22 protein-coding genes are annotated in these 17,908 nt (G+C 72.0%); 11 read left to right on the top strand and 11 right to left on the bottom strand.

The features are described 5' to 3' along the window. Window positions 1-106 precede the first annotated feature (106 nt). Window positions 107-766 carry a dihydrofolate reductase family protein gene (locus tag ABZV00_RS11640; RefSeq protein ID WP_355604610.1) on the bottom strand — a complete coding sequence of 220 codons (660 nt, stop codon included), beginning with the start codon at window positions 764-766 and terminating at the stop codon, window positions 107-109. Window positions 767-805: 39 nt separating this feature from the next. Then, window positions 806-1,447 carry a helix-turn-helix domain-containing protein gene (locus tag ABZV00_RS11635; RefSeq protein WP_355604607.1) on the bottom strand — a complete coding sequence of 214 codons (642 nt, stop codon included), beginning with the start codon at window positions 1,445-1,447 and terminating at the stop codon, window positions 806-808. Between the two features lie 185 nt (window positions 1,448-1,632). On the opposite strand from ABZV00_RS11635, the gene ABZV00_RS11630 reads away from it, so the two are divergent. Further along, window positions 1,633-2,022 carry a VOC family protein gene (locus tag ABZV00_RS11630; RefSeq protein WP_355604604.1) on the top strand — a complete coding sequence of 130 codons (390 nt, stop codon included), beginning with the start codon at window positions 1,633-1,635 and terminating at the stop codon, window positions 2,020-2,022. Window positions 2,023-2,106: 84 nt separating this feature from the next. On the opposite strand, the gene ABZV00_RS11625 is transcribed toward ABZV00_RS11630, so the two are convergent. The 3 genes from ABZV00_RS11625 to ABZV00_RS11615 form a co-directional block, all read right to left on the bottom strand. Further along, window positions 2,107-2,562, bottom strand: coding sequence for a pyridoxamine 5'-phosphate oxidase family protein (locus ABZV00_RS11625; RefSeq protein ID WP_355604602.1), 456 nt, complete (start codon window positions 2,560-2,562; stop codon window positions 2,107-2,109). A 55-nt stretch (window positions 2,563-2,617) separates the two neighbouring features. Then, window positions 2,618-3,244: a glyoxalase gene (locus ABZV00_RS11620; protein WP_355604599.1), complete on the bottom strand. Its 627-nt coding sequence runs from the start codon at window positions 3,242-3,244 to the stop codon at window positions 2,618-2,620. 75 nt (window positions 3,245-3,319) lie between these two features. Then, window positions 3,320-3,730 carry a VOC family protein gene (locus tag ABZV00_RS11615; RefSeq protein ID WP_355604596.1) on the bottom strand — a complete coding sequence of 137 codons (411 nt, stop codon included), beginning with the start codon at window positions 3,728-3,730 and terminating at the stop codon, window positions 3,320-3,322. Between ABZV00_RS11615 and ABZV00_RS11610 the strand changes: the two genes are divergently transcribed. After that, on the top strand, window positions 3,729-3,923 hold the full coding sequence (locus ABZV00_RS11610; RefSeq protein WP_355604594.1) for a hypothetical protein: 195 nt from the start codon (window positions 3,729-3,731) through the stop codon (window positions 3,921-3,923). The two genes, ABZV00_RS11615 and ABZV00_RS11610, sit on opposite strands and share 2 nt — an antisense overlap. Here ABZV00_RS11610 and ABZV00_RS11605 read toward each other — a convergent pair. Further along, window positions 3,908-4,855 (bottom strand): EamA family transporter, encoded by a 948-nt coding sequence (locus ABZV00_RS11605; RefSeq protein ID WP_355604592.1) that lies wholly within the window; start codon window positions 4,853-4,855, stop codon window positions 3,908-3,910. The two genes, ABZV00_RS11610 and ABZV00_RS11605, sit on opposite strands and share 16 nt — an antisense overlap. Before the next feature lie 64 nt (window positions 4,856-4,919). Here ABZV00_RS11605 and ABZV00_RS11600 point away from each other — a divergent pair, with 64 nt between their 5' ends. Beyond that, on the top strand, window positions 4,920-5,411 hold the full coding sequence (locus ABZV00_RS11600) for an Lrp/AsnC family transcriptional regulator (RefSeq protein ID WP_355604767.1): 492 nt from the start codon (window positions 4,920-4,922) through the stop codon (window positions 5,409-5,411). 26 nt (window positions 5,412-5,437) lie between these two features. Here ABZV00_RS11600 and ABZV00_RS11595 read toward each other — a convergent pair whose 3' ends face one another. After that, window positions 5,438-5,899 (bottom strand): HNH endonuclease, encoded by a 462-nt coding sequence (locus tag ABZV00_RS11595; RefSeq protein WP_328416705.1) that lies wholly within the window; start codon window positions 5,897-5,899, stop codon window positions 5,438-5,440. A 4-nt stretch (window positions 5,900-5,903) separates the two neighbouring features. After that, window positions 5,904-6,527, bottom strand: coding sequence for a nucleotidyltransferase family protein (locus tag ABZV00_RS11590; protein ID WP_355604589.1), 624 nt, complete (start codon window positions 6,525-6,527; stop codon window positions 5,904-5,906). A gap of 142 nt (window positions 6,528-6,669) precedes the next feature. Here ABZV00_RS11590 and ABZV00_RS11585 point away from each other — a divergent pair, with 142 nt between their 5' ends. The 4 genes from ABZV00_RS11585 to ABZV00_RS11570 all read left to right on the top strand — a co-directional run bounded on the left by ABZV00_RS11585 (window position 6,670) and on the right by ABZV00_RS11570 (window position 10,314). Continuing rightward, window positions 6,670-7,734 carry a phosphate acyltransferase PlsX gene (locus ABZV00_RS11585; protein ID WP_355604587.1) on the top strand — a complete coding sequence of 355 codons (1,065 nt, stop codon included), beginning with the start codon at window positions 6,670-6,672 and terminating at the stop codon, window positions 7,732-7,734. 77 nt (window positions 7,735-7,811) lie between these two features. Beyond that, window positions 7,812-8,783, top strand: coding sequence for an ATP-binding cassette domain-containing protein (locus ABZV00_RS11580; protein ID WP_355604584.1), 972 nt, complete (start codon window positions 7,812-7,814; stop codon window positions 8,781-8,783). After that, window positions 8,780-9,553, top strand: coding sequence for an ABC transporter permease (locus tag ABZV00_RS11575; protein WP_355604582.1), 774 nt, complete (start codon window positions 8,780-8,782; stop codon window positions 9,551-9,553). Before ABZV00_RS11580 ends, ABZV00_RS11575 begins: the two co-directional genes overlap by 4 nt. Next, entirely contained in the window at window positions 9,550-10,314 is a 765-nt protein-coding gene (locus tag ABZV00_RS11570) for an ABC transporter permease (RefSeq protein WP_355604579.1), read from the top strand. The genes ABZV00_RS11575 and ABZV00_RS11570 overlap by 4 nt, the downstream gene beginning before the upstream one ends. A 57-nt stretch (window positions 10,315-10,371) precedes the next feature. Here the strand turns inward: ABZV00_RS11570 and ABZV00_RS11565 are convergent, their stop codons facing one another. Further along, window positions 10,372-11,211: a thioesterase family protein gene (locus ABZV00_RS11565; RefSeq protein WP_355604576.1), complete on the bottom strand. Its 840-nt coding sequence runs from the start codon at window positions 11,209-11,211 to the stop codon at window positions 10,372-10,374. Between the two features lie 78 nt (window positions 11,212-11,289). On the opposite strand from ABZV00_RS11565, the gene ABZV00_RS11560 reads away from it, so the two are divergent. Further along, complete coding sequence (locus ABZV00_RS11560; protein WP_355604574.1) at window positions 11,290-12,450, top strand: acyl-CoA dehydrogenase family protein; 1,161 nt, start codon at window positions 11,290-11,292, stop codon at window positions 12,448-12,450. A 29-nt stretch (window positions 12,451-12,479) separates the two neighbouring features. Then, window positions 12,480-13,535 (top strand): acyl-CoA dehydrogenase, encoded by a 1,056-nt coding sequence (locus ABZV00_RS11555; protein WP_355604571.1) that lies wholly within the window; start codon window positions 12,480-12,482, stop codon window positions 13,533-13,535. A gap of 35 nt (window positions 13,536-13,570) precedes the next feature. Here the strand turns inward: ABZV00_RS11555 and ABZV00_RS11550 are convergent, their stop codons facing one another. Further along, window positions 13,571-13,966, bottom strand: a complete 396-nt coding sequence (locus ABZV00_RS11550) for a VOC family protein (RefSeq protein WP_355604569.1) — start codon at window positions 13,964-13,966, stop codon at window positions 13,571-13,573. Between the two features lie 79 nt (window positions 13,967-14,045). Here ABZV00_RS11550 and ABZV00_RS11545 point away from each other — a divergent pair, with 79 nt between their 5' ends. Further along, complete coding sequence (locus ABZV00_RS11545; protein WP_355604567.1) at window positions 14,046-15,584, top strand: GMC family oxidoreductase N-terminal domain-containing protein; 1,539 nt, start codon at window positions 14,046-14,048, stop codon at window positions 15,582-15,584. Here ABZV00_RS11545 and ABZV00_RS11540 read toward each other — a convergent pair. Next, window positions 15,581-16,858 (bottom strand): condensation domain-containing protein, encoded by a 1,278-nt coding sequence (locus tag ABZV00_RS11540; protein WP_355604565.1) that lies wholly within the window; start codon window positions 16,856-16,858, stop codon window positions 15,581-15,583. The two genes, ABZV00_RS11545 and ABZV00_RS11540, sit on opposite strands and share 4 nt — an antisense overlap. Before the next feature lie 78 nt (window positions 16,859-16,936). Between ABZV00_RS11540 and ABZV00_RS11535 the strand changes: the two genes are divergently transcribed. Beyond that, a complete protein-coding gene (locus ABZV00_RS11535) occupies window positions 16,937-17,905 on the top strand; it encodes a ferritin-like domain-containing protein (protein ID WP_355604562.1) in 969 nt (322 codons plus the stop codon). Window positions 17,906-17,908: the final 3 nt, after the last annotated feature.

Raw genomic sequence — 17,908 nt, 5'->3', positions numbered from 1 at the left:
CTTCACTGGCTCAACTCGCGACGGTGCCATGGTTCGTATCCGCGCGGACACCCCAGATCGCCACCTCGGCCAGGTAGACGCAGGTGCGTCCCTCATGTGCGGAGCGTCAGGACTCGGCTGTGGTGTAGGTCGCGATGATGACGCCAGTGGTCGTCACCTGGCTCCCGGTGAGCCGCAGCCGCCGGAGCGTGCCGTCCTCGGGGAAGATGCGCTTGCCGCCGCCGACGAGGACCGGCTCGATGAAGATGCGGAGCTCGTCAACGAGGTTGTGCTCGATGAGAGTCCTGGTCAGCTGGGAGCTGCCGACGACGTGCAGGGCGCCGCCGTCTTCCTGCTTCAGCGACGCCACGGCCTTGGCGACGTCGCCCTGAAGGACTGTGGAGTTCTGCCACGCGAGCAGTTCGGTGAGCGTCGTCGAGGCAACGTATTTCGGCCGGTTGTTGAGCACCTCGGCGAGCGTGGCGAGTTCGGCGGGAGCGGTCGGCCAGAACGACGCGAAGATCTCGTACGTGCGGCGGCCGAACAGGAAAGCACCGGTCTCGACTGTGGTCTTGGTGACCCAGTTCGTCGTGATGTCGTCCATGTGGGGCATGTGCCAGCCGCCGTGCTGGAAGCCGCCGTCGCTGTCCTCCCCGTCGTAGCCGGGGGCCTGGACGACCCCGTCGAGGGTCATCCATTCGTCTGCGATCAATTTCCGCATGTCGGTCTCCCACGGGTCGCTTGCGCTGCGCGGCCAGCTGCCGGCCGCCAGCACCGTCGCCGCCACATTCTGCCGAACAACCGATGACGTCGATGGCCGATCGGCTCAGGGATTAGCGGGCTGCAAGAGCTGACCGAGCATGGCCTCGTCGCCGCTGATGACAGCTGTGCCGGTCGTGAGTGCGGTGGCCAGTGTGTTGGAGCCATCGAGGAGGGCATTGAGCGTCGTCGGATCGGTGCGCAGGCAGGCTTGCGACTGGGCCGGCTCGCCGGGCTCGATGTGGACCTGCCCGTCCTGGGTGCGGACAGTCCACACCCGGTCGTCGAGCTCGAAACGGTAGGTGGCCGGTGGTGCCTGGGGATTCGGGTGCAGTGAACCGCGTAGGAAGAGCAGCACCGAGGTGGCACTCAGGTGGACCGGAGCCGCGGGTAGGGGGATGCGTAGGCCCCAGCCACCGAGGGCCAGCACGATCGGTTCCAATTCGCGTCCGGACTCGGTGAGTTCGTACACCACCGAGGCCGCGGGGGGCGGCAGTCGGCGCCGGTGCACCACGTCGCGGCTCTCCAACTCGCGCAGTCGGTCAGTGAGCATGTTGGAGCTGGCCCCCGGCAGTGCGCGGCGCAGGTCCGAGAAGCGCTGCCGCCCGAGAAGGAGCTCACGGACGACGAGCAGCGCCCACCGCTCTCCGACGACGTCGAGGGCGCGGGCGATGCCGCAGGCGTCGCCGTAGGTACGACTGGTCGGCATGCCGCCTCCTCCTGACCTTGATCCGGGTTGCATGTTAAACGCTACCATCCAGTTGTTTTTTGCAACCATGAGCGTTACGGTCCGGACAGACAGGGCTCCCGCACCGGACGGCCCGCACGGGCCACGACGACCTGCCGCGAGGGCCGAAGCAGTCGGGCGCCGCGGCGCAGGAAAGGAGCACGTCCATGGGATGGCCAGTGGTGCACTTCGAGATCATCGGGACGGATCCGCAGCGGTTGCGCAGCTACTACGGGGAGCTGTTCGGCTGGCAGTTCGACATCGGGGACGCCGCCGCCGAGGCGGTCTCGGCACCGGGCAACTACGGGTTCGTCCACCCGGAAACCAGCACCGACGGCGGTGCCGGGATCCCGGGCGGCGTCGGCGGCGGCGCGGGTTACCCGCACCGGACGTTGTTCTACGTCGACGTGCCCGACGTGGAGGCGGCGCTGCAGCAAGCGGAAAGCCTCGCCGGCATTCGCGTGTCGGGGCCGCACCGCAACCCCGCCGAGACGTTGGTGGTCGGCTTCTTCACCGACCCCGAAGGCCACCTCGTCGGGCTGGCCGCCGCCGGATGACATTGTCGGCAGAGGATGAGTCGGGCCGATCATCCTGAGGCCACCCGGTCGGTCGGACTGGACGGTGAACCAACCCGCGCTGGGTCAGCCGAGCCAGCGGCCGTCGCGCAGGAGGACTCGTCCCTGCAACTCGTTCGCCTCTCGCCAGGCCTGGATGCGCCGCGGCCGGATCAGGAAGTACTGGTAGGGCTCGTCGGATTCGCGCGGGTCGAAGCCGGTCCTGGTGGCGAACGCGTGGCCCAGGTCCGGGTCGAGGTCGGCGATGTCCACCGGCTCGGCGGTGCCGTCGATGACGACGACGTCGCGCGTCGGCCCCAGGCTGAGTCGCACCCGGCCATCCGCCAACAGGTTGCGGCCGGTCACCGAGGTGCGCGGCGTCGAAATGAGGAACGCCGTCCCGTCCCAGAGGTACGAGAGCGGAATGAGGTGGACGCCGCCCGGGGAGCCGGACGTCGCGACCCAGAGATCGACCTCGCTCTCCAGCTTCGCGCGGGTGTCCCGCAGTCTCTCCGCAAAGCCACGCGGCGGCGCGCCCGTCATGCTTTCTCCATTCACTCGTGCGGCCATCTCGTGATCGGCAGACAGCAGTGCCACATCAGGGCGTGGTTGCCAGCGATGCGGCCTCCCACGCGAACCCGTCCGGGTCGGTGAAGTGCCCGGCACTGCCGCCGATCATGAGCCGGTGCGATCCGGTGCCGTCGGGAGCGACGCCGAGGTCCTTGGCAAGGGCACGGCGCCGGTACAGCGCCAGCTTGACCGGACTCGACCCAGCGGCGAACTCGACGTACATGCGGGCAAAGCTCTTGGCCACGGCAAGGCCGTGCTCGACGTAGAACCGCTTGCTCGCGGCCACGTCCGCCACTCCCAGCAGGAGCACCATCTCGTCGATCTGCGGGGTGGCCGGGCCGGTGTCCTTCTTCGCCGAGGTCGCGACCTTCCAGATCGTGCCGTCCGGGGCCTGTACGACACCGCCGTAGCCCCAGAGCGACTTCGCGGCAGGCTTCAGCGAGGTGGCACCGGCGTCCAGGGCAGCGCCGATGAGGCTGTTGACGGTGGCTGGCTGGGACACCGTGAGCGCCAGCGTGAACCCCCGGAAGCCGGTCGTCGGCGCCTCCGAGGCCCGCAGGCGTATCTGCGTGTCCAGACCGAAGGCAGTGGTGTAGAAGCGGTTGGCGGCCGTGGGGTCGGCCACGTCGAGGGTGACGGATTCGATGTTTGCCATGCCCATCACGCTAGGTGCGGCTCGGCGACCGGTGCTTCTTGATTCCTGACCGGTCTTGGGCCGCAATGGGACCGCTCAGCGAAGCTCCTGGACGCGGACCAGGTTGCCGGCGGGATCGCGGAAGGCGCAGTCGCGGATGCCGTACGGCTGCTCGGTCGGCTCCTGGACGACCTCGGCGTCGCTGGCCTGCACCTTCTCGAACGTACCGTCGAGGTCCCGGGTGGCCAGCAGGATCCAGCCGTAGGTGCCCTTGGCCATCATCTGGGTGATGGTCTGGCGCTCGTCGTCGGTGACGCCGGGGTCGGCGGCCGGTGGCGCCAGGAGGATGGATGTGCCGGGCTGGTCGACGGGGCCCACCGTGATCCACCGCATCGTGCCCTGTCCGACATCGCTGCGGACCTCGAAGCCGAGGGCGTCGCGGTAGAAGGCCAGGGAGGCGTCCGGGTCGACATGCGGAAGGAAGCTCGTGTGAATGGTGATGTCCATGAAGATCATGCTAGGGGCGGCTCCCCGGCACGCGGCCTATTTCCCGTACGCCCCGCGCGCCTGGGCCACCTCGGCGGGCGGCGCGCTCACGCCAACGGCGTTGGGCCTCCAGGTTGCACGCGCGGCGGACCCGACGATATCGGCCCGTGGCGTCGTCGAGCGCGCGGTCGTGGCGCGTCAGGCGGGCTGTTGAGAGGGCACTGGGTTCGGCTGCTCGGTGTGCTCCGGCCCCGGCCCCGGCGGGCGTTCTTGGTGTACGGCGATGCCGGCGACGACCATCGCCACGCCGATGATCTCGGTGGCGGTGGGGATCTGGGTGAGCACGATGACGCCGATGACGGTGGCCGTGGCCGGCAGCAGTGACACCATCAGGGCGTAGGTGGCGCGGGGCAGGCGGGCCATGGCGAGTTGGTCGCTGACGTACGGGATGACCGACGAACAGATGCCCACGCCGGCGGCGGCAGCCAGCGCGACGGGGTCGAGGAAGGCTGACGCGGCTTGCCCGATGCCGATCGGCAGAGCGATCACCGCGGCGATCAGCATCGACAGGGCGAGGCCGTCGATGCCGGAGACGTGCGGGCTGCGGGCGACGCGGTGCCCGAGCACGATGTACAGCGCGAACAGCACGGCGTTGGCGACGGCGAAGCCGATGCCCAGCGGTTCGGCGACCAGACGCACGTCGGTGAGCAGATACACCCCGCCCACCGCGGCGCACAGCGCGGCGATGTTGCGGCGGGTCCGGGCGACGAACGCGGCCAGCACGATGACCGGCAGGAACTCGATCGCGGCGACGGTGCCCAGCGGGAGCCGGTCGATGGCCAGGTAGAACACGCTGTTCATCACCGCCAGCACGGCCGCCCACCCGACCAGCAGCCACCGGGTAGGCCGGTCCAGGCGCTGCCACAACCGCCACGGCCGCCGCCACAACGCGAACACCGCAGCGGCGGTCGCGATCCGCAGCCACGCCACCCCGAGCACGTCGATGCGCGCGAACAGCAGCACCGCCAGCGCCGGCCCGAGGTAGTGGAACAACGCGCTGACCACGAAGTACGCGTGCGGCGGCACCCGACCTGCCAGCCGTAGCACCGGCGCCTGGCCGCCACGAGTCGAACCGGTCTCCGCCATGCGTCTATTCTCGAAAGAGATACGGCACAGGACCATGCCGGATCGAAAGTGGAGGGCAGCAGATATGGCCTTAGGGGAAGGCAAGAGCCCTTCTGGCTTTCTTGAGGGAAAGTCGCTGCTTGACGCGACGAACCGGCGGCTGCTCGACGTGCTGAGCGCCGATCCCCGCGCGACCGCCGCCGAGCTGGCCCGCCGGGTCGGCATGTCCGCACCCGCCGTCCGCGAGCGCCTCGCCCGGCTCGAGCAGGCCGGCGTCATCCGCGGCTACCGCCTCGACATCGACCCCGCCGCGATCGGCCTGCCCGTCGCCGCCTGGGTGCGCATTCGACCCGGCCCCGGCCAACTGCCCAAAATCGCCGAGCTCGCCGCCCGCACTCCACAGGTCAGCGAGTGTCACCGCATTTCCGGCGAGGACTGCTTCCTGCTCAAGATTCACGTGCCCGCCATCGAAGACCTCGAAGCCGTACTCGACCAGTTCCTGGTCCACGGCCAGACCCACAGCTCCTTTGTCGTGGCCACACCCGTACCACCACGTAACCCCACCACGGGACGATAAGCAGCAGCCGCCTGGAGCAGGAGTGGCTAGGTCCGGACGTACGCCCCGCGGGCCTGGGCCACCTCGGCGGCCTGGCGCTCCCGCCACCGGCGCTGGCTGTCCCGGTTGCAGGCGCGACACGTCCGTCGGTACCGCCCCGTCGACTCGTCGACCTCGCGGTCGTGCCCGTTGCGGCAGGTCGGCGCCTGCGCGCGCGTACGGCAGTTGTCCGCATGACTGACCTGCCGTAGGTGAGTGGGCTCGACGCAGTCCGGGGCGTCGCAGAGGTGGTCGACGTCCAGGGTCGGGTCATAGCCTCCGACGAAGGCGGCGTAGGCCGCGATGTGCGCCCAGGCCCGGCCCGCCACCTTCTGGTAGACGCCGCGCTCGGCGCCGTATCCACGGATGATCAGGCAGCCGTCGTCCTGTCGGACCGAACGCTCCAGGAGATAGTGGCGGAGAGTGTCCTCAGTGAAGTGTCGTGACAGACCGTTGACCCTGCTGAGCACGCCGTCACTCTAGCCCAGGGCCCGCGTGCCGGGCGTCCGCCGTACCCCTGGTGAGACCGAAGCGGGCCGCCTGTTCGGGCAGGTCCACGTCGGTGTCGTCGGCGACGTCCGCACAGGGGACCAGCCGCACCGCGTCACCCTGTGCCCGCAGATAGTCCCGCGCGCCCCGGTCGCCGGTGGCCGCCGCGGCCACGCCGGCCCAGTGGTGCCGGCCGAGCACAACCGGATGTCCGCGGCGACCGTCCTGGTAGGTGGCCACCGTGAGGGAGTCGGCGGTGGCGTCACGGGCCACCCGGCGTACCGCCTCGGGGGTGAGGCCGGGCATGTCGACCAGGGTGACCACGGCGGCCACGGCGGTGCCGGACGTCAGGGCGGACAGCCCGGCCCGCAGGGTCGAGCCCATGCCCGTCGTCCAGTCGTCGTTGTGCACCACGCCGGGCAGCCGCGTGCTGGCGCGGACCAGTTCGGCCTGCGCGCCGAGCACCACGACGACCGGCCGGCAGCCGGCGGCCGTGAGGATCGCCGCGGCGTGCTCCACCAGGGGCCGTCCCCGGTAGGACAGGAGGGCCTTCGGCATGCCGAACCGGCGGCCGGCACCGGCTGCGAGGAGCAGTCCCGCCGTAGCCATGCGCCGAGCGTAGCCCGCTGTTGCGGTCCGGCCGGTCACCCACTGGAACCCGATCGGGGAGAGCTGCGGGGGTGATCCGGCCGGCCGGGACGGCTAGCATGCATCTCGTATCTGCTGTCACGTATTTCGGGTGAGGTGCCGGATGACACCGGACGAGACGCGCCACGGCGACCGGCCTGGTCGGCGGCTGCGGGTGGCAGTCGACGCCTCCGGTGCGGACCTCGGCCCGGAGCCCGTCGTCGCCGGAGCGTTGGCCGCGGCCGCGACGGTGGATGTGCTGCTGGTCGGCCCGCGCGCGCTCATCCGCCCCCTGCTGCCCGGTGGCGTCCCGCCGGCCGGTGTCCGACTGGTCGACGCCCTGGACGTGGTCGGGATGGCCGAGGATCCGGTGGCCGCGACGTACACCAAGCGGCGTTCCTCGCTCCTGGTCGCGGCGGGGGAGGTGGCGGCGGGTCGGGCCGACGCCATGGTGACCCCGGGTAACACCGGCGCGGCGGTGCTGGCGGCTGCCGTCCGGCTGGGCCGGGTGCCGGGGGTGAGCAACCCGGCCCTGGCGACGGTGCTGCCGGTGCCGGGCGCCGGCCCGACCGTGTTGCTGGACATCGGTGTGACCGCCGCCGCCGTGCCGGAGTGGCTGGTCGAGTTCGCGGTGCTGGGCGCGGAGTACGCGCGTGGGCGGCTGGGGCTGGCCCGGCCGCGGATCGGCCTGCTGTCCAACGGCCACGAGGCGGTCAAGGGCGGGCCGGTACGTCGGGACGCGCACCTCCTGCTGACCACGATGCCCGGTTACACCGGCCAGATCGAGGCGTACGACGTGCTGGGCGGCCGGGTCGACGTGGCGGTGACCGACGGTTTCACCGGTGACGTGGCGCTGAAGATGTACGAGCGGACGCTGGACGCCACCGTCGGCCTGGCGCTGGACGCGGTGCGGGCGTTCTCGCCGATCGGCGCGCTGGCCCGGGACCGGCAGCGGCGGGTGACCCGAGCGGTGCGCGACGGGCTCGCGGCCGAGCCGGGCGGGGCGCTGCTCGGGGTACGCGGTGTGTGCGTGATCTGCCACGGGACGGCCGGGGCGGCCGACGTCGAGGCGAGCGTGGGAATCGCCGGCGAGTGCGTCCGCTCGGGTGTGGTGGAACGGATCACCGCCGCCTTCGCGGCTTCCTCCCGGCAGCGACTCAGGGCCCGACGCAGCCCCGCCGAACGGTGAGCGGTCCATTCTTGTATCTGGCTTTACCGAGATGAGCGTTGATATGGTTCCGGCATTCCTGGCATGAGGGTGGTGCGATGTCACAACAGATGATCCAGGTCAGCGATCTGCGCCGGTCGTTCGGCACGACGGCGGCGGTCGACGGGGTGAGCTTCGAGGTCGCCGCGGGTGAGGTGGTCGGTCTGCTCGGGCCCAACGGCGCGGGGAAGACCACCACGATCCACTGTCTCACCACGCTGCTGAGACCGGATGCCGGCACCGCCCGTGTCGCCGGCTTCGATGTGGTCGGCCAGGGCGCGGAGGTACGCCGCAGCATCGCCGTCACCGGGCAGTTCGCGGCGCTCGACGAGTTGCTGACCGGGCGGGAGAACCTGGTGCTGTTCGGCCGGTTGCTCGGGCTCGACCGACGTCCGGCCGCCGAGCGGGCCGACGAGTTGGTCGAGCGCTTCGACCTCGGCGAGGTGGCGGGCAAGGCGGTACGTACCTACTCTGGTGGCCTGCGCCGCCGACTCGACCTGGCCGCGAGTCTGGTGGTCGACCGGCCCGTGCTCATCCTCGACGAGCCGACCACCGGGTTGGACCCGCGCAGCCGGCGGGCGCTCTGGGAGATCGTCCGGGAGTTGCGTGACGGCGGCACGGCCGTCCTGCTCACCACGCAGTACCTGGAGGAGGCCGACCAGCTGGCCGGTCGGGTGCTGCTCATCGACCACGGCCGGGTCGTCGCCGAGGGCACCCCCGACGAGCTGAAGCGTCAACTCGGCGGCGCGGTCTGCGAGGTGCGGGTGGAGGATCCGCGGGCGCGGGCGGTCGCGGTCGAGCAACTGCGCGCGGCCTTTGCGGGGCTGACCGAGGACGAGGACGTGCTGCGGCTGGCCGCCGGCTCGGGCACGCTGACCGAGGTCGTCCGGCGGCTCGAATCGGCCGGTGTCGAGGCCGACGACGTCACCGTCCGGCGGCCCACCCTGGACGAGGTGTTCCTCTCCCTGACCGGATCCGTCGACGCGGACCGGTCGACCGTGGCGCCGGGTGTGGCGGGGGCCGGCCGGTGAGCACCACGGCCGCTGCGGCGGCCAGCCCGCTGCGGCAGTTCGCCGTCCTGGCCGCCCGTAACCTGCGGCAGGCCCGCGCCGGTCGGTCGGTCGGCCTGACCGTCGTCTTCCCGCTGGCCTTCTTCGCCGGCTTCATGGTGGTCTTCCGGCGGCTGATGTCCGACTACGGGATCGCCTACGAGCAGTTCCTCCCGCCGGCGATCGTCGTGCAGACCACCGCCCTGGTCGCCATGTCGGCCTGCTACCTGATCGCCGGTGACGCCCGCAGTGGCCTGATCGCCCGCTACCGGACGCTGCCGATGAGCGCGGTCGTGGTGCCGTCGGCCCGGCTCGTGGTGGACGCGGCCCGGGCCGCCGTCGCGGTGGCGGTGATCCTCGTCGCCGCCGTGCTGGTCGGTTTCCGGTTCACCGCCGGGGCGGCCCGCGCGGCGGGTTTCGTGCTGCTGGCGGTCGGCTTCGCGGTGGTGCTCGCGGCCGGCTGTGCGGCCCTGGGGTTGGGCGCCCGTGACCCCGAGCAGGTGTACTCGGCGCTGACCCTGCCGTATCTGGTGCTCACCACGGTCTCCACCGCCTTCGTCCCGGTCGACGCCTTCCCCGGCTGGCTGCAACCGGTGGTCGAGGTGTCACCGTTCTCCGCCCAGGTCGACGCGCTGCGCGCGCTGTCCACCGAGGGGGCCGACCAGAGGGTGTGGCCGGCCCTCGTCTGGCTGCTGGTCCTGGGGCTGCTGTTCGGCGCGGCCGCGGCACGTTCGTTTCGGAGGAGCCGATGAGCACCGTCACGCAGGCCTCACTGTTCGCCGGACGTAACCTTCGCCGGTTCTTCCGGGCCCCGCCCGCGCTGGTCTACTCGTTCGCGTTTCCGGTGCTGCTCCTGCTCACCCAGTACGCGGTCTTCGGCCGGATCGTCGGTGACGGCGACCGGCAGCACTACCTGCAGCGGCTGGCCCCGCTGGTGGTGCTGTCGACCGCCGCGTTCGGGTCGCCGTCGAGCGCCGTCGGTTTCCTGCGCGACCTGCGCGGCGGGCTGGTCGACCGGCTGCGCACGATGCCGGTGACGCCGGGGGCGCTGCTGGCCGGCCGGGTCGCCGGTGACGTGCTGCGCATCGTCCTGATCGGAGCGCTCACCACGGGCGTGGCGTTGCTGCTGGGTTTCCGGTTCCGGGAGGGGCCGCTGGCCGTCGTCGGTTTCTTCGCGGTGATCGCGCTGTTCGGGCTGATGTGGGCGGCGATCGCGCTGTGGCGAGGGTCGGGGTCCGGTGACGAGGAGTCGCTGCCGCCGTCGCTGACCGGACCGGCGACTCTGCTGTTCATCTTCTCGTCGGGTTTCGTGCCGGTGTCGGCGTTCCCCTCGGTGGTGCAGCCGGTGGTGCGGGCCAACCCGTTCTCGGTCGCCACCGAGGCGCTGGTCGGCCTGTCCAGCGGCGGGCCGGTCCTGGTGCCGGTGCTGCAGACGCTCGCCTGGGTGCTCGGGTTGGGCACGGTCTGCCTGCTGGTGGCGGTACGCCGCTTCGGTCGACGCACCGATCACTGAGGCCGGCCGCACGCCGGGGGGTACGGCTGGCTGAACCGGCCGTATCCCCGGGACCGGTCAGACCGGGCTGGCCATCCGGTAGAGCATCTGCTGACCGCCGGTGGCCAGCAGCAGCCCGGTGTCCGACCAGACGCGGGCGCGGGCACCGAGCACCCCGCCGGTGGCGGCGGCGGCTTCCCCCTCCACCAGCAGCCAGCCGGTACCGTCGTCGCCGCCCTGGAAGCCCACGTACAGGTCCATACTCGGGGCCATGAAGGTGGTCTGCTCGAACGCCTGCACGACCGCCGGGAACTGCACCACGTCGACGGCGAAGACCAGCCGGGCCGCCGCCAGCCAGGGGTCGGCGTCGGCGGGTAGCTCGTCGTACAGGCGCAGCCAGCCCCGGATGGTCGGCACGCCGTCGCGTTGCGGGGTCCAGCCGCCGGCGGGCCAGCCGGCCAGCCGTACCTCGTAGCACCGCTCCCAGATCGGCAAGACCGGCAGGCCGTCACGGCGCATCAGCTCGACCAGGGTGGGCAGCTCGTCGGGCTTGGGCAAATCCGGCGGCGGCATCCAGCGCCGCTCCGGGCCGAGCAGCCCGGCGGCGATGGTCCAGACGTGCGCGGTGAGCAGGGTCCGGCCGCGTTGCCGAAGAGTGACGTGCAGGGCGGCGGCGCGACGGGTGCCGTGCACCCGGGCTACCTCGATGTCGACCTCGCCGTAGCGCGGTGGCGCGAGGAACTGGCAACTCAGGCTCACCGGCAGCATTCCGCCGGCCTCCTCGCCCGCCGCGCGCAGTGCGATCGCGGCCAGATAGCCGCCGTTGGGCCCCCACACCGACCAGTCCTCCGCCAGGTGGGCGCGGTATCGGCCGGGTTCGGTCTGCCGCACCGCGGCGTCGTCCGCGAGACTGGCCATCGTGGACCCCTTCCAGCATCGGGACGCGTGAAAACAAGATACTGCAGATCAAAAGCAGATACGAGTACGATGCGGCGCATGGATCTGCGTGACAGCACCGAGGAGGCCGGGTTCCGGGCGGGACTGCGCGAGTGGCTGGCGGGCGTGGTGCCGGTGACCACCGGCGCGGACGGGGCTCCGCTGCAGGGGCGGTGGGGCGACATCGCCGCGGTGCGGTCGTTCACCTCCGCGCTGCACGCCGCCGGGTACGCCGGCCTGACCTGGCCGGCCGAGTACGGCGGGCGAGGGTTGTCCCCGGCGTACTCGGCGATCTACCTGGAGGAGACGGCCCGGGCCGAGGCCGCCGAGCACATCGGGGTCATCGGCCTCGGCATGGTCGGGCCGACGATCATCGCCTGCGGGTCGCCGGAGCAGCGTGCCTGGTACCTGCCGCGAATCCTCACCGGGGAGAGCATCTTCTGTCAGGGCTTCTCGGAGCCGGAGGCCGGCAGCGACCTGTCCGCCGTGCGGACCGTCGCGCGGCGCGACGGCGACGAGCTGGTGGTGACCGGGCGCAAGGTGTGGTCGTCGTACGCACATCTCGCCGACCACTGTCTGCTGCTGGCGCGCACCGACCCGGAGCAGCGGCGCCACCGAGGGCTGTCCTGCCTGTTGGTGGATCTGCGGTCGCCCGGCGTCACGGTCCGCCCGATCCGCCAGATGACCGGTGAGGCGGAGTTCGCCGAGATCGAGTTCGACGAGGTCCGGGTGCCGCTCGACGCGGTGGTGGGCGACCTCGGTGACGGCTGGCGGGTCGCGATGACCACCCTGGCGCACGAGCGGGGCACGTTCGGGTTCACCCTGACCGCCCGGCTGGAGGTGGCGTTCCGGCGGCTGGTCGCCACCGCGCGGGCCCGGGGCCGGGACACCGACCCGCTGGTCCGCGACCAGATCGCCGCCCGCTATGTCGAGCTGGAGGGTCTGCGCTGGACCAACCGGCGTGGCCTGGCCGAGCTGGCGCGTACCGGAGTGCCGGGCCCGGAGACCTCGGTGATCAAGCTGCGCTGGTCGCAGGCGCACCAGCGACTGACCACGCTGGCCGTGCAGTTGCTCGGCGCCGGCGCCGAACCGGACGGCTGGGACCACTACTGGCGGCACCAGATGCTGCGTAGCCGCGCCAACACCATCGAGGGCGGCACCTCGGAGGTGCTGCGCAACCTGGTCGCCGAGCGGGTGCTGGGCCTGCCCCGGTCGTATTGACCCGCGCCTCCCACGACGAGGAGAGACCCATGGACTTCGCACTGACCGGTGAGCAGGAGGCGCTGCGGGACACCGCGGCGAAGTACCTCGCCGACGACCGGTCCTCCGGCGACGGCCCGGCCTGGGCCGAGATGACCGGCCTCGGCTGGCTGGATGTGGAGCTGGGCACCGTCGAGCTGGCGCTGCTCGCCGAGCAGCTCGGTTGGGCGCGTAGCCCATCGCCGTGGTGGGCCACGGTGGGCCTGGCCGGGCCGTCGCTGCGGGCGGCGGGCCGCCCGCTCGGCGCTCCCGCGACGCTGGCCTGGGCTGGGGACAACTGGCCCGGCACCCTCGCCGACGCCGTGGCCGCCGCCCGCCGGCCGGCGTCCATCTCGGAGGTCGACTGCGCCGTGGCGGCCGACGGGACGCTGACCGGACGCAGGATCTGTGTGCCGCACGTGGCCGACGCCGTGGACCTGGTGGTGGCGGCGAGCGGCCCGGACGGCGTCGAGCTGCGACTGGTCGACGCGTCCGCGTTGCGGCCGGCACCGGCCGGCGTCGGCGGGCAGGCGCTCGACCCCACCCGGCCCGTCGCGACGGTGGAGCTGACCGGCGTACCCTCGGCGCCCCTCGTGGCCGCGGACGCCGCCGCCGACGTGCTCGCGGTGACCCGACGGCGGATCCTGGCGCTCCTGGCCGCCGAGGCGGTCGGCGTGGCGGCGAGGGCGCTGTCGTGGGCGAGCGGGTACGCCGCCACCCGGACCCAGTTCGGCCAGCCGATCGGTGCGAACCAGGCGGTCGCGCACCCGTTGGCCGAGAGCTACGGGCAGGTCGAGACCGCCCGGTCGCTGGCGTACCGGGCGGCGTGGTCGGTCGACGCGGAGTCGGGCCTGGTCGCCGACCGGGCGGTGCTCACGGCCAGCGTGGCCGCCCGCGAGGCCGCGATGACCGCCTGCGAGGCGGCGATCCAGACGTACGGCGGCAGTGGCTTCACCTGGGAGCAGCCGCTGCACCACTGGTACCGCCGGGCGTGGTGGCTGGCCACCTTCGACGGCACGGTCGCCGACGTCCGGGCCGAGCTGGCCGGACTGCTGCTGGACGGTTGACCCCGCCGGCCGCGCGCGGGATCAACCGGCGGTGGTCAGGACGAACCGGGTCGGTAGGAGCCGAAGCTCCACAGGTTGCCCTCGGCGTCGCGGATCGAATAGCCCTGACCGCCGTAGTCCTCGTCGCGGAGCTTCTGCACGACCTCGGCGCCAGCGGCGACGACCCGCTCGTAGTGCGCTGCCACGTCGTCGAGCACCACATAGGTCGCGCCGGGCCCGGTGTCCAGAACGAGCCGGCCGTCGCTGCCGTCCGTCTGTGAACCGAGCATGACCATGCCGTTGCCCCAGGTCAGCTGCGCGTGACTGATGGAGTCGTCCGGGCCGGGGACGACCAGCTCCGCGTGGAAACCGACGACGTCGACCAGCCACCGGATGGCGGCCGGAGCGTCGCGGTAGCGCAGGGTGGGGATGACTTCCGGACCTCTACTCATACACGAGAGTCTAATGAAGAAACGCGGATAGCACATGTGATGCGTCCTGGCATGTCGTGTGTTCGGCTACGCTGAGCCCATGCTTCGCTACGACTACGTCATCGTCGGCGCGGGTGCGGCGGGCGCGGTGCTGGCGGCCCGCCTGAGCGAGGACGCGGGCCGGTCCGTGCTGCTGCTGGAGGCCGGCCCCGACCTCGTCGGAGCAGCCGTGCCCGAGGCGTTGCGCACCGGCTCGGTGGAGGCAGAGGACGGCTTCGACTGGGACCTGCGGGCGACCGTCGTCGCCGGGCGGGACGCGCCGCTGCGGCGCGGCCGGGTGGTCGGTGGCTCCACCCAGATCAACGACCGGGGCGCCATGCGGGCCCCGGCCGCCGACTTCGTCGGGTGGGGTGCCCTCGGCCTTCCAGAGTGGGACTGGCCGGCGGTGCTGCCGGCGTTTCGCCGGCTGGAGGCCGACCAGCAGTTCGGCGACCGCGACTACCACGGCGCCGACGGTCCCGTCCCGATCACCCGCTGGTCGCGCGGTGAGCTGACACCGGCGATGGACGGCTTCCTGCAGGCCGCGCTCGGCCTGGGCCACGACTACCAGGAGGACATGAACGCCCCCGACGCCGTCGGCATCGGGATGTATCCGCAGAACCGGCACGACCGGCTGCGGATGTCCACCGCCCTCACCCACCTCGACCCGGCCCGGTCCCGGTCCAATCTGGTCGTCCGGGGCGACGCCGAGGTCGACCGCGTGCTGCTGGCCGACGGGCGGGCGGTGGGCGTGCAGGTCGCGGGGGAGACCATCGGCGCAGGCGAGGTCATCCTCTGCGCCGGCTCTCCGTACAGCCCGGCCCTGCTGCTGCGTTCGGGGATCGGCCCTGCCGACGAGCTGCGCGCCGCCGGGATCACGCCGCTGATCGACCTGCCGGGCGTGGGCACCGACGTGATCGACCAGCCCGGCGCGATCATCCTGGTGGTGCCCGAGCCGGAGACGGTGGGCGGCGACTGGCCGCGTACCCAGCTCATCGCGCGGCTCGCCGGCATTCCGGGCCACGAGGCCGACCAGGCGTTCTACCTGAGCCTGTTCACCGGGATGAGCACCTCCCGTGGCGCCGGCGCGGGTCTGGACCGGATCATCGGCGCCGACCAGGTCAACACCGTGATGATCGGCGACATGGCGATGGCGTCGCGAGGGCGGATCTCGGTGCGCGGCGCCGACGGGACGGCCCCGCCGGTGGTCGACCTCGGCTTCTACTCCGCCGACGGTGACCTCGCCCGGATGCGCGACGCGTACCGGCACGCGTGGGAGATCGCCAACCAGGCCGCCTTCACCAAGACCGTCGCCCGGTTCGCGCTCGTCGACGACGCGGTCGTGGGCGACGACGAGCAGTTGGACCACATGTTGCGCGCCACCACGTACAGCCGGTTGAACCTGGTCGGCGGCGCGCGGATGGGCGCGGCGCACGACCCAGGCGCGGTCGTCGACGGCCAGTGCCGGGTGCGTGGCGTGGCCAACCTGCGGGTGGTGGACGCCTCCATCGTTCCGGTGCCGCTGCGCGCGCCCGCCGCGTTGACCAGCATCATGATCGGCGAGCGCGGCGCCGAGCTGATCGCCGGTACGCCCCGCTAACGGCGCAGCAGCGTCGACAGTGCCGCAGCGGGGTTGGCCACGACGGCCCGCGCGACGGTGAGGTAGCCGTCGAGCAGCCGGACGGCGTCGGCCGGCGCCAGCCGTGGCGTGTGGAACAGCACCACCCGTAGCCCGTCCCCGCGCGGGGCGAGCGCCAGCTCGGTGCCGAAGCGGCTGCCGATCGCCTCCGGGACGAGCAACTCGAACTCGGTGTCGCCGGCCCGCACGCGGTGCGTCAGCTCGGCCATCATCTGGAACACCACGTCGTCGACCCGGCCGCCCAGGTTGGCGCTGCCGGTGGACACGGCCTGGTAGGGCTGCTCCTGGTTGGCGAAGGCGGCGGCGGTCGTCGCGTGGGTCGCCTGTAGCAGGGCAGCGAAGGTGGCGAACGGCGGCAGCCGGGTGCGCAGCACGACCATGTTGGCGCAGAAGCCGACGGTGCGTTGGCTCTCCGGCCGGCTCCGGTTGGCGAACAGCGAGGCGACGGCGAGGTCGCCCTGCCCGGTGACGCGGTGCAGGACGGCGTAGTAGACGGCCAGGGCCACGGTGAACAGCGTCGTGCGGTGTCGCCGGGCCAGGGCGCGCAGTCCGTCGGCGACGACGGCGTCGAGATCCCGGGCCAGCACGCCCGGGGTGGCTCCCGGTGGCGGCTCGCGGTACGGCAGCCGCGGCAGCCGCAGCCCGGTCAGCTGCGCGCGCCAGAACTCGCGTTGCCGGTCCAGTTCGGTGCCGGCCAGGCGATCCTCCTGCCAGGCCACGAACTGCGGGTACTGCCAGCGCATCGGGGGCAGCTCGGCGGGCGAGCCGGCGTAGAGGATGCGCAGCTCCTCGAAGAGCAACCCGCACGACCAGGCGTCGGTGACCAGGTGGTGCATGGTGAAGCAGAGGATCACCTCGTGGTCGGTGACCCGCCAGGCGGTGGCCCGGGTCGGCCAGTGCGCGACGTCCACCCGGGTGGCCAGCTCCGCGGTGACGGCCGCGTCGGCTGCGACGTGCGGATCCGGCTCACCGCGCAGGTCGACCACGGTGAGCTCGACGGGCCGCGGGTCGTGCACGAGCTGGGACAGCCGTGGCCCCCGGCCGGCGAAGGTGGTCCGCAGCGCCTCGTGCCGCGCGGTCAGCGCGGTCAGCGCCCGCCGCAGCGCCGCCAGGTCGATCTCGCCGGAGAGACGGCAGAGCAGCGGGCAGGTCAACGCCCCGTGGTCCGCCCGGTAGTGCTCGATGATGCCGAGCAGCCGCTGTCCCACGGAGGCCGGTACGGGTTGGGGTGCCACGGCACGACCGTACCGCCGGTCGTTGTATCTGTCATCAAGGGTCTGGCATCTTGTGTTGTCTCTCGGTACCTTGGGCGCATGTCTGGTCTGTCGGTGACCACCCCCGTGCGTGCACAACTGACGTGGCGGTACGAGTCCGAGATGCCCCGGGTGCTCTCCCTCTACGAACGGGCCAAGAGCGCACAGTGGAACGCCAGCACGGATGTCGACTGGTCGATCGAGGTGCCGTTCGGTGAACCGTTGCCCGACGACTCCGCGTTCGCCATGGCGTCCTTCGAGGCGTCCCCACTGGCGCGGCGGGGCCGCCCGATGTGGGACACCTTCCGATGGGAGCTGCAGTCCTGGATGGTGAGCCAGTTCCTGCACGGTGAGCAGGGGGCGCTGGTCGTCGCCGCGCGCCTGGTCGAGGTGGTGCCCGACCTCGACAGCAAGTACTACGCCGCGAGTCAGGCCGCCGACGAGGCGCGACACGTCGAGGTGTTCTCCCGCTACCTGCGCGAGAACGTGCCGCATCCGTACCCGATCAACCCGGCGCTGGCCGAACTCATCGAGGACCTGCTCTCCGACTCCCGGTGGGACATCACCGCGTTGGGCATGCAGATCGTGGTCGAGGCCCTGGCGATGGCCGCGTTCCGGCTGGCCAACAGCACCTTCCACGACCGTCTCATCTGCGACATCACCCGGCTGGTCGCCCGCGACGAGGCCCGGCACGTGTCGTTCGGGGTGCTGTCGCTGGAGGGCATCTACCGGGAGATGACCAGCGCCGAGCTGGCCGACCGCGAGGAGATGGTGCTGGACTCGGCGAGCCTGATGCGACGCCGGTTCCTGCTGGAGGACGTCTGGGAGCGCATCGAGGTCGACCGGGCCGAGGGCGTCGACTTCGCCTCGCACAACGAACTGATGATCAAGTATCGGCAGGCCATCTTCGCCCGGGTGGTCACCGCCCTGGCCAACATCGGCCTGCTGACTCCCCGGGTCCGCGACGGCCTGGAGCAACTGGACCTCATCGGGTTCGCCGACCGCTCGATCCGCGTCCCCCGCGCCTGACCT

The organism is Micromonospora sp. NPDC005173, from assembly GCF_040608515.1.
Lineage (GTDB): Bacteria > Actinomycetota > Actinomycetes > Mycobacteriales > Micromonosporaceae > Micromonospora.
Note: the sequence above shows the minus strand (reverse complement) of the source record. Positions and strands in the feature narration are given on the sequence as shown.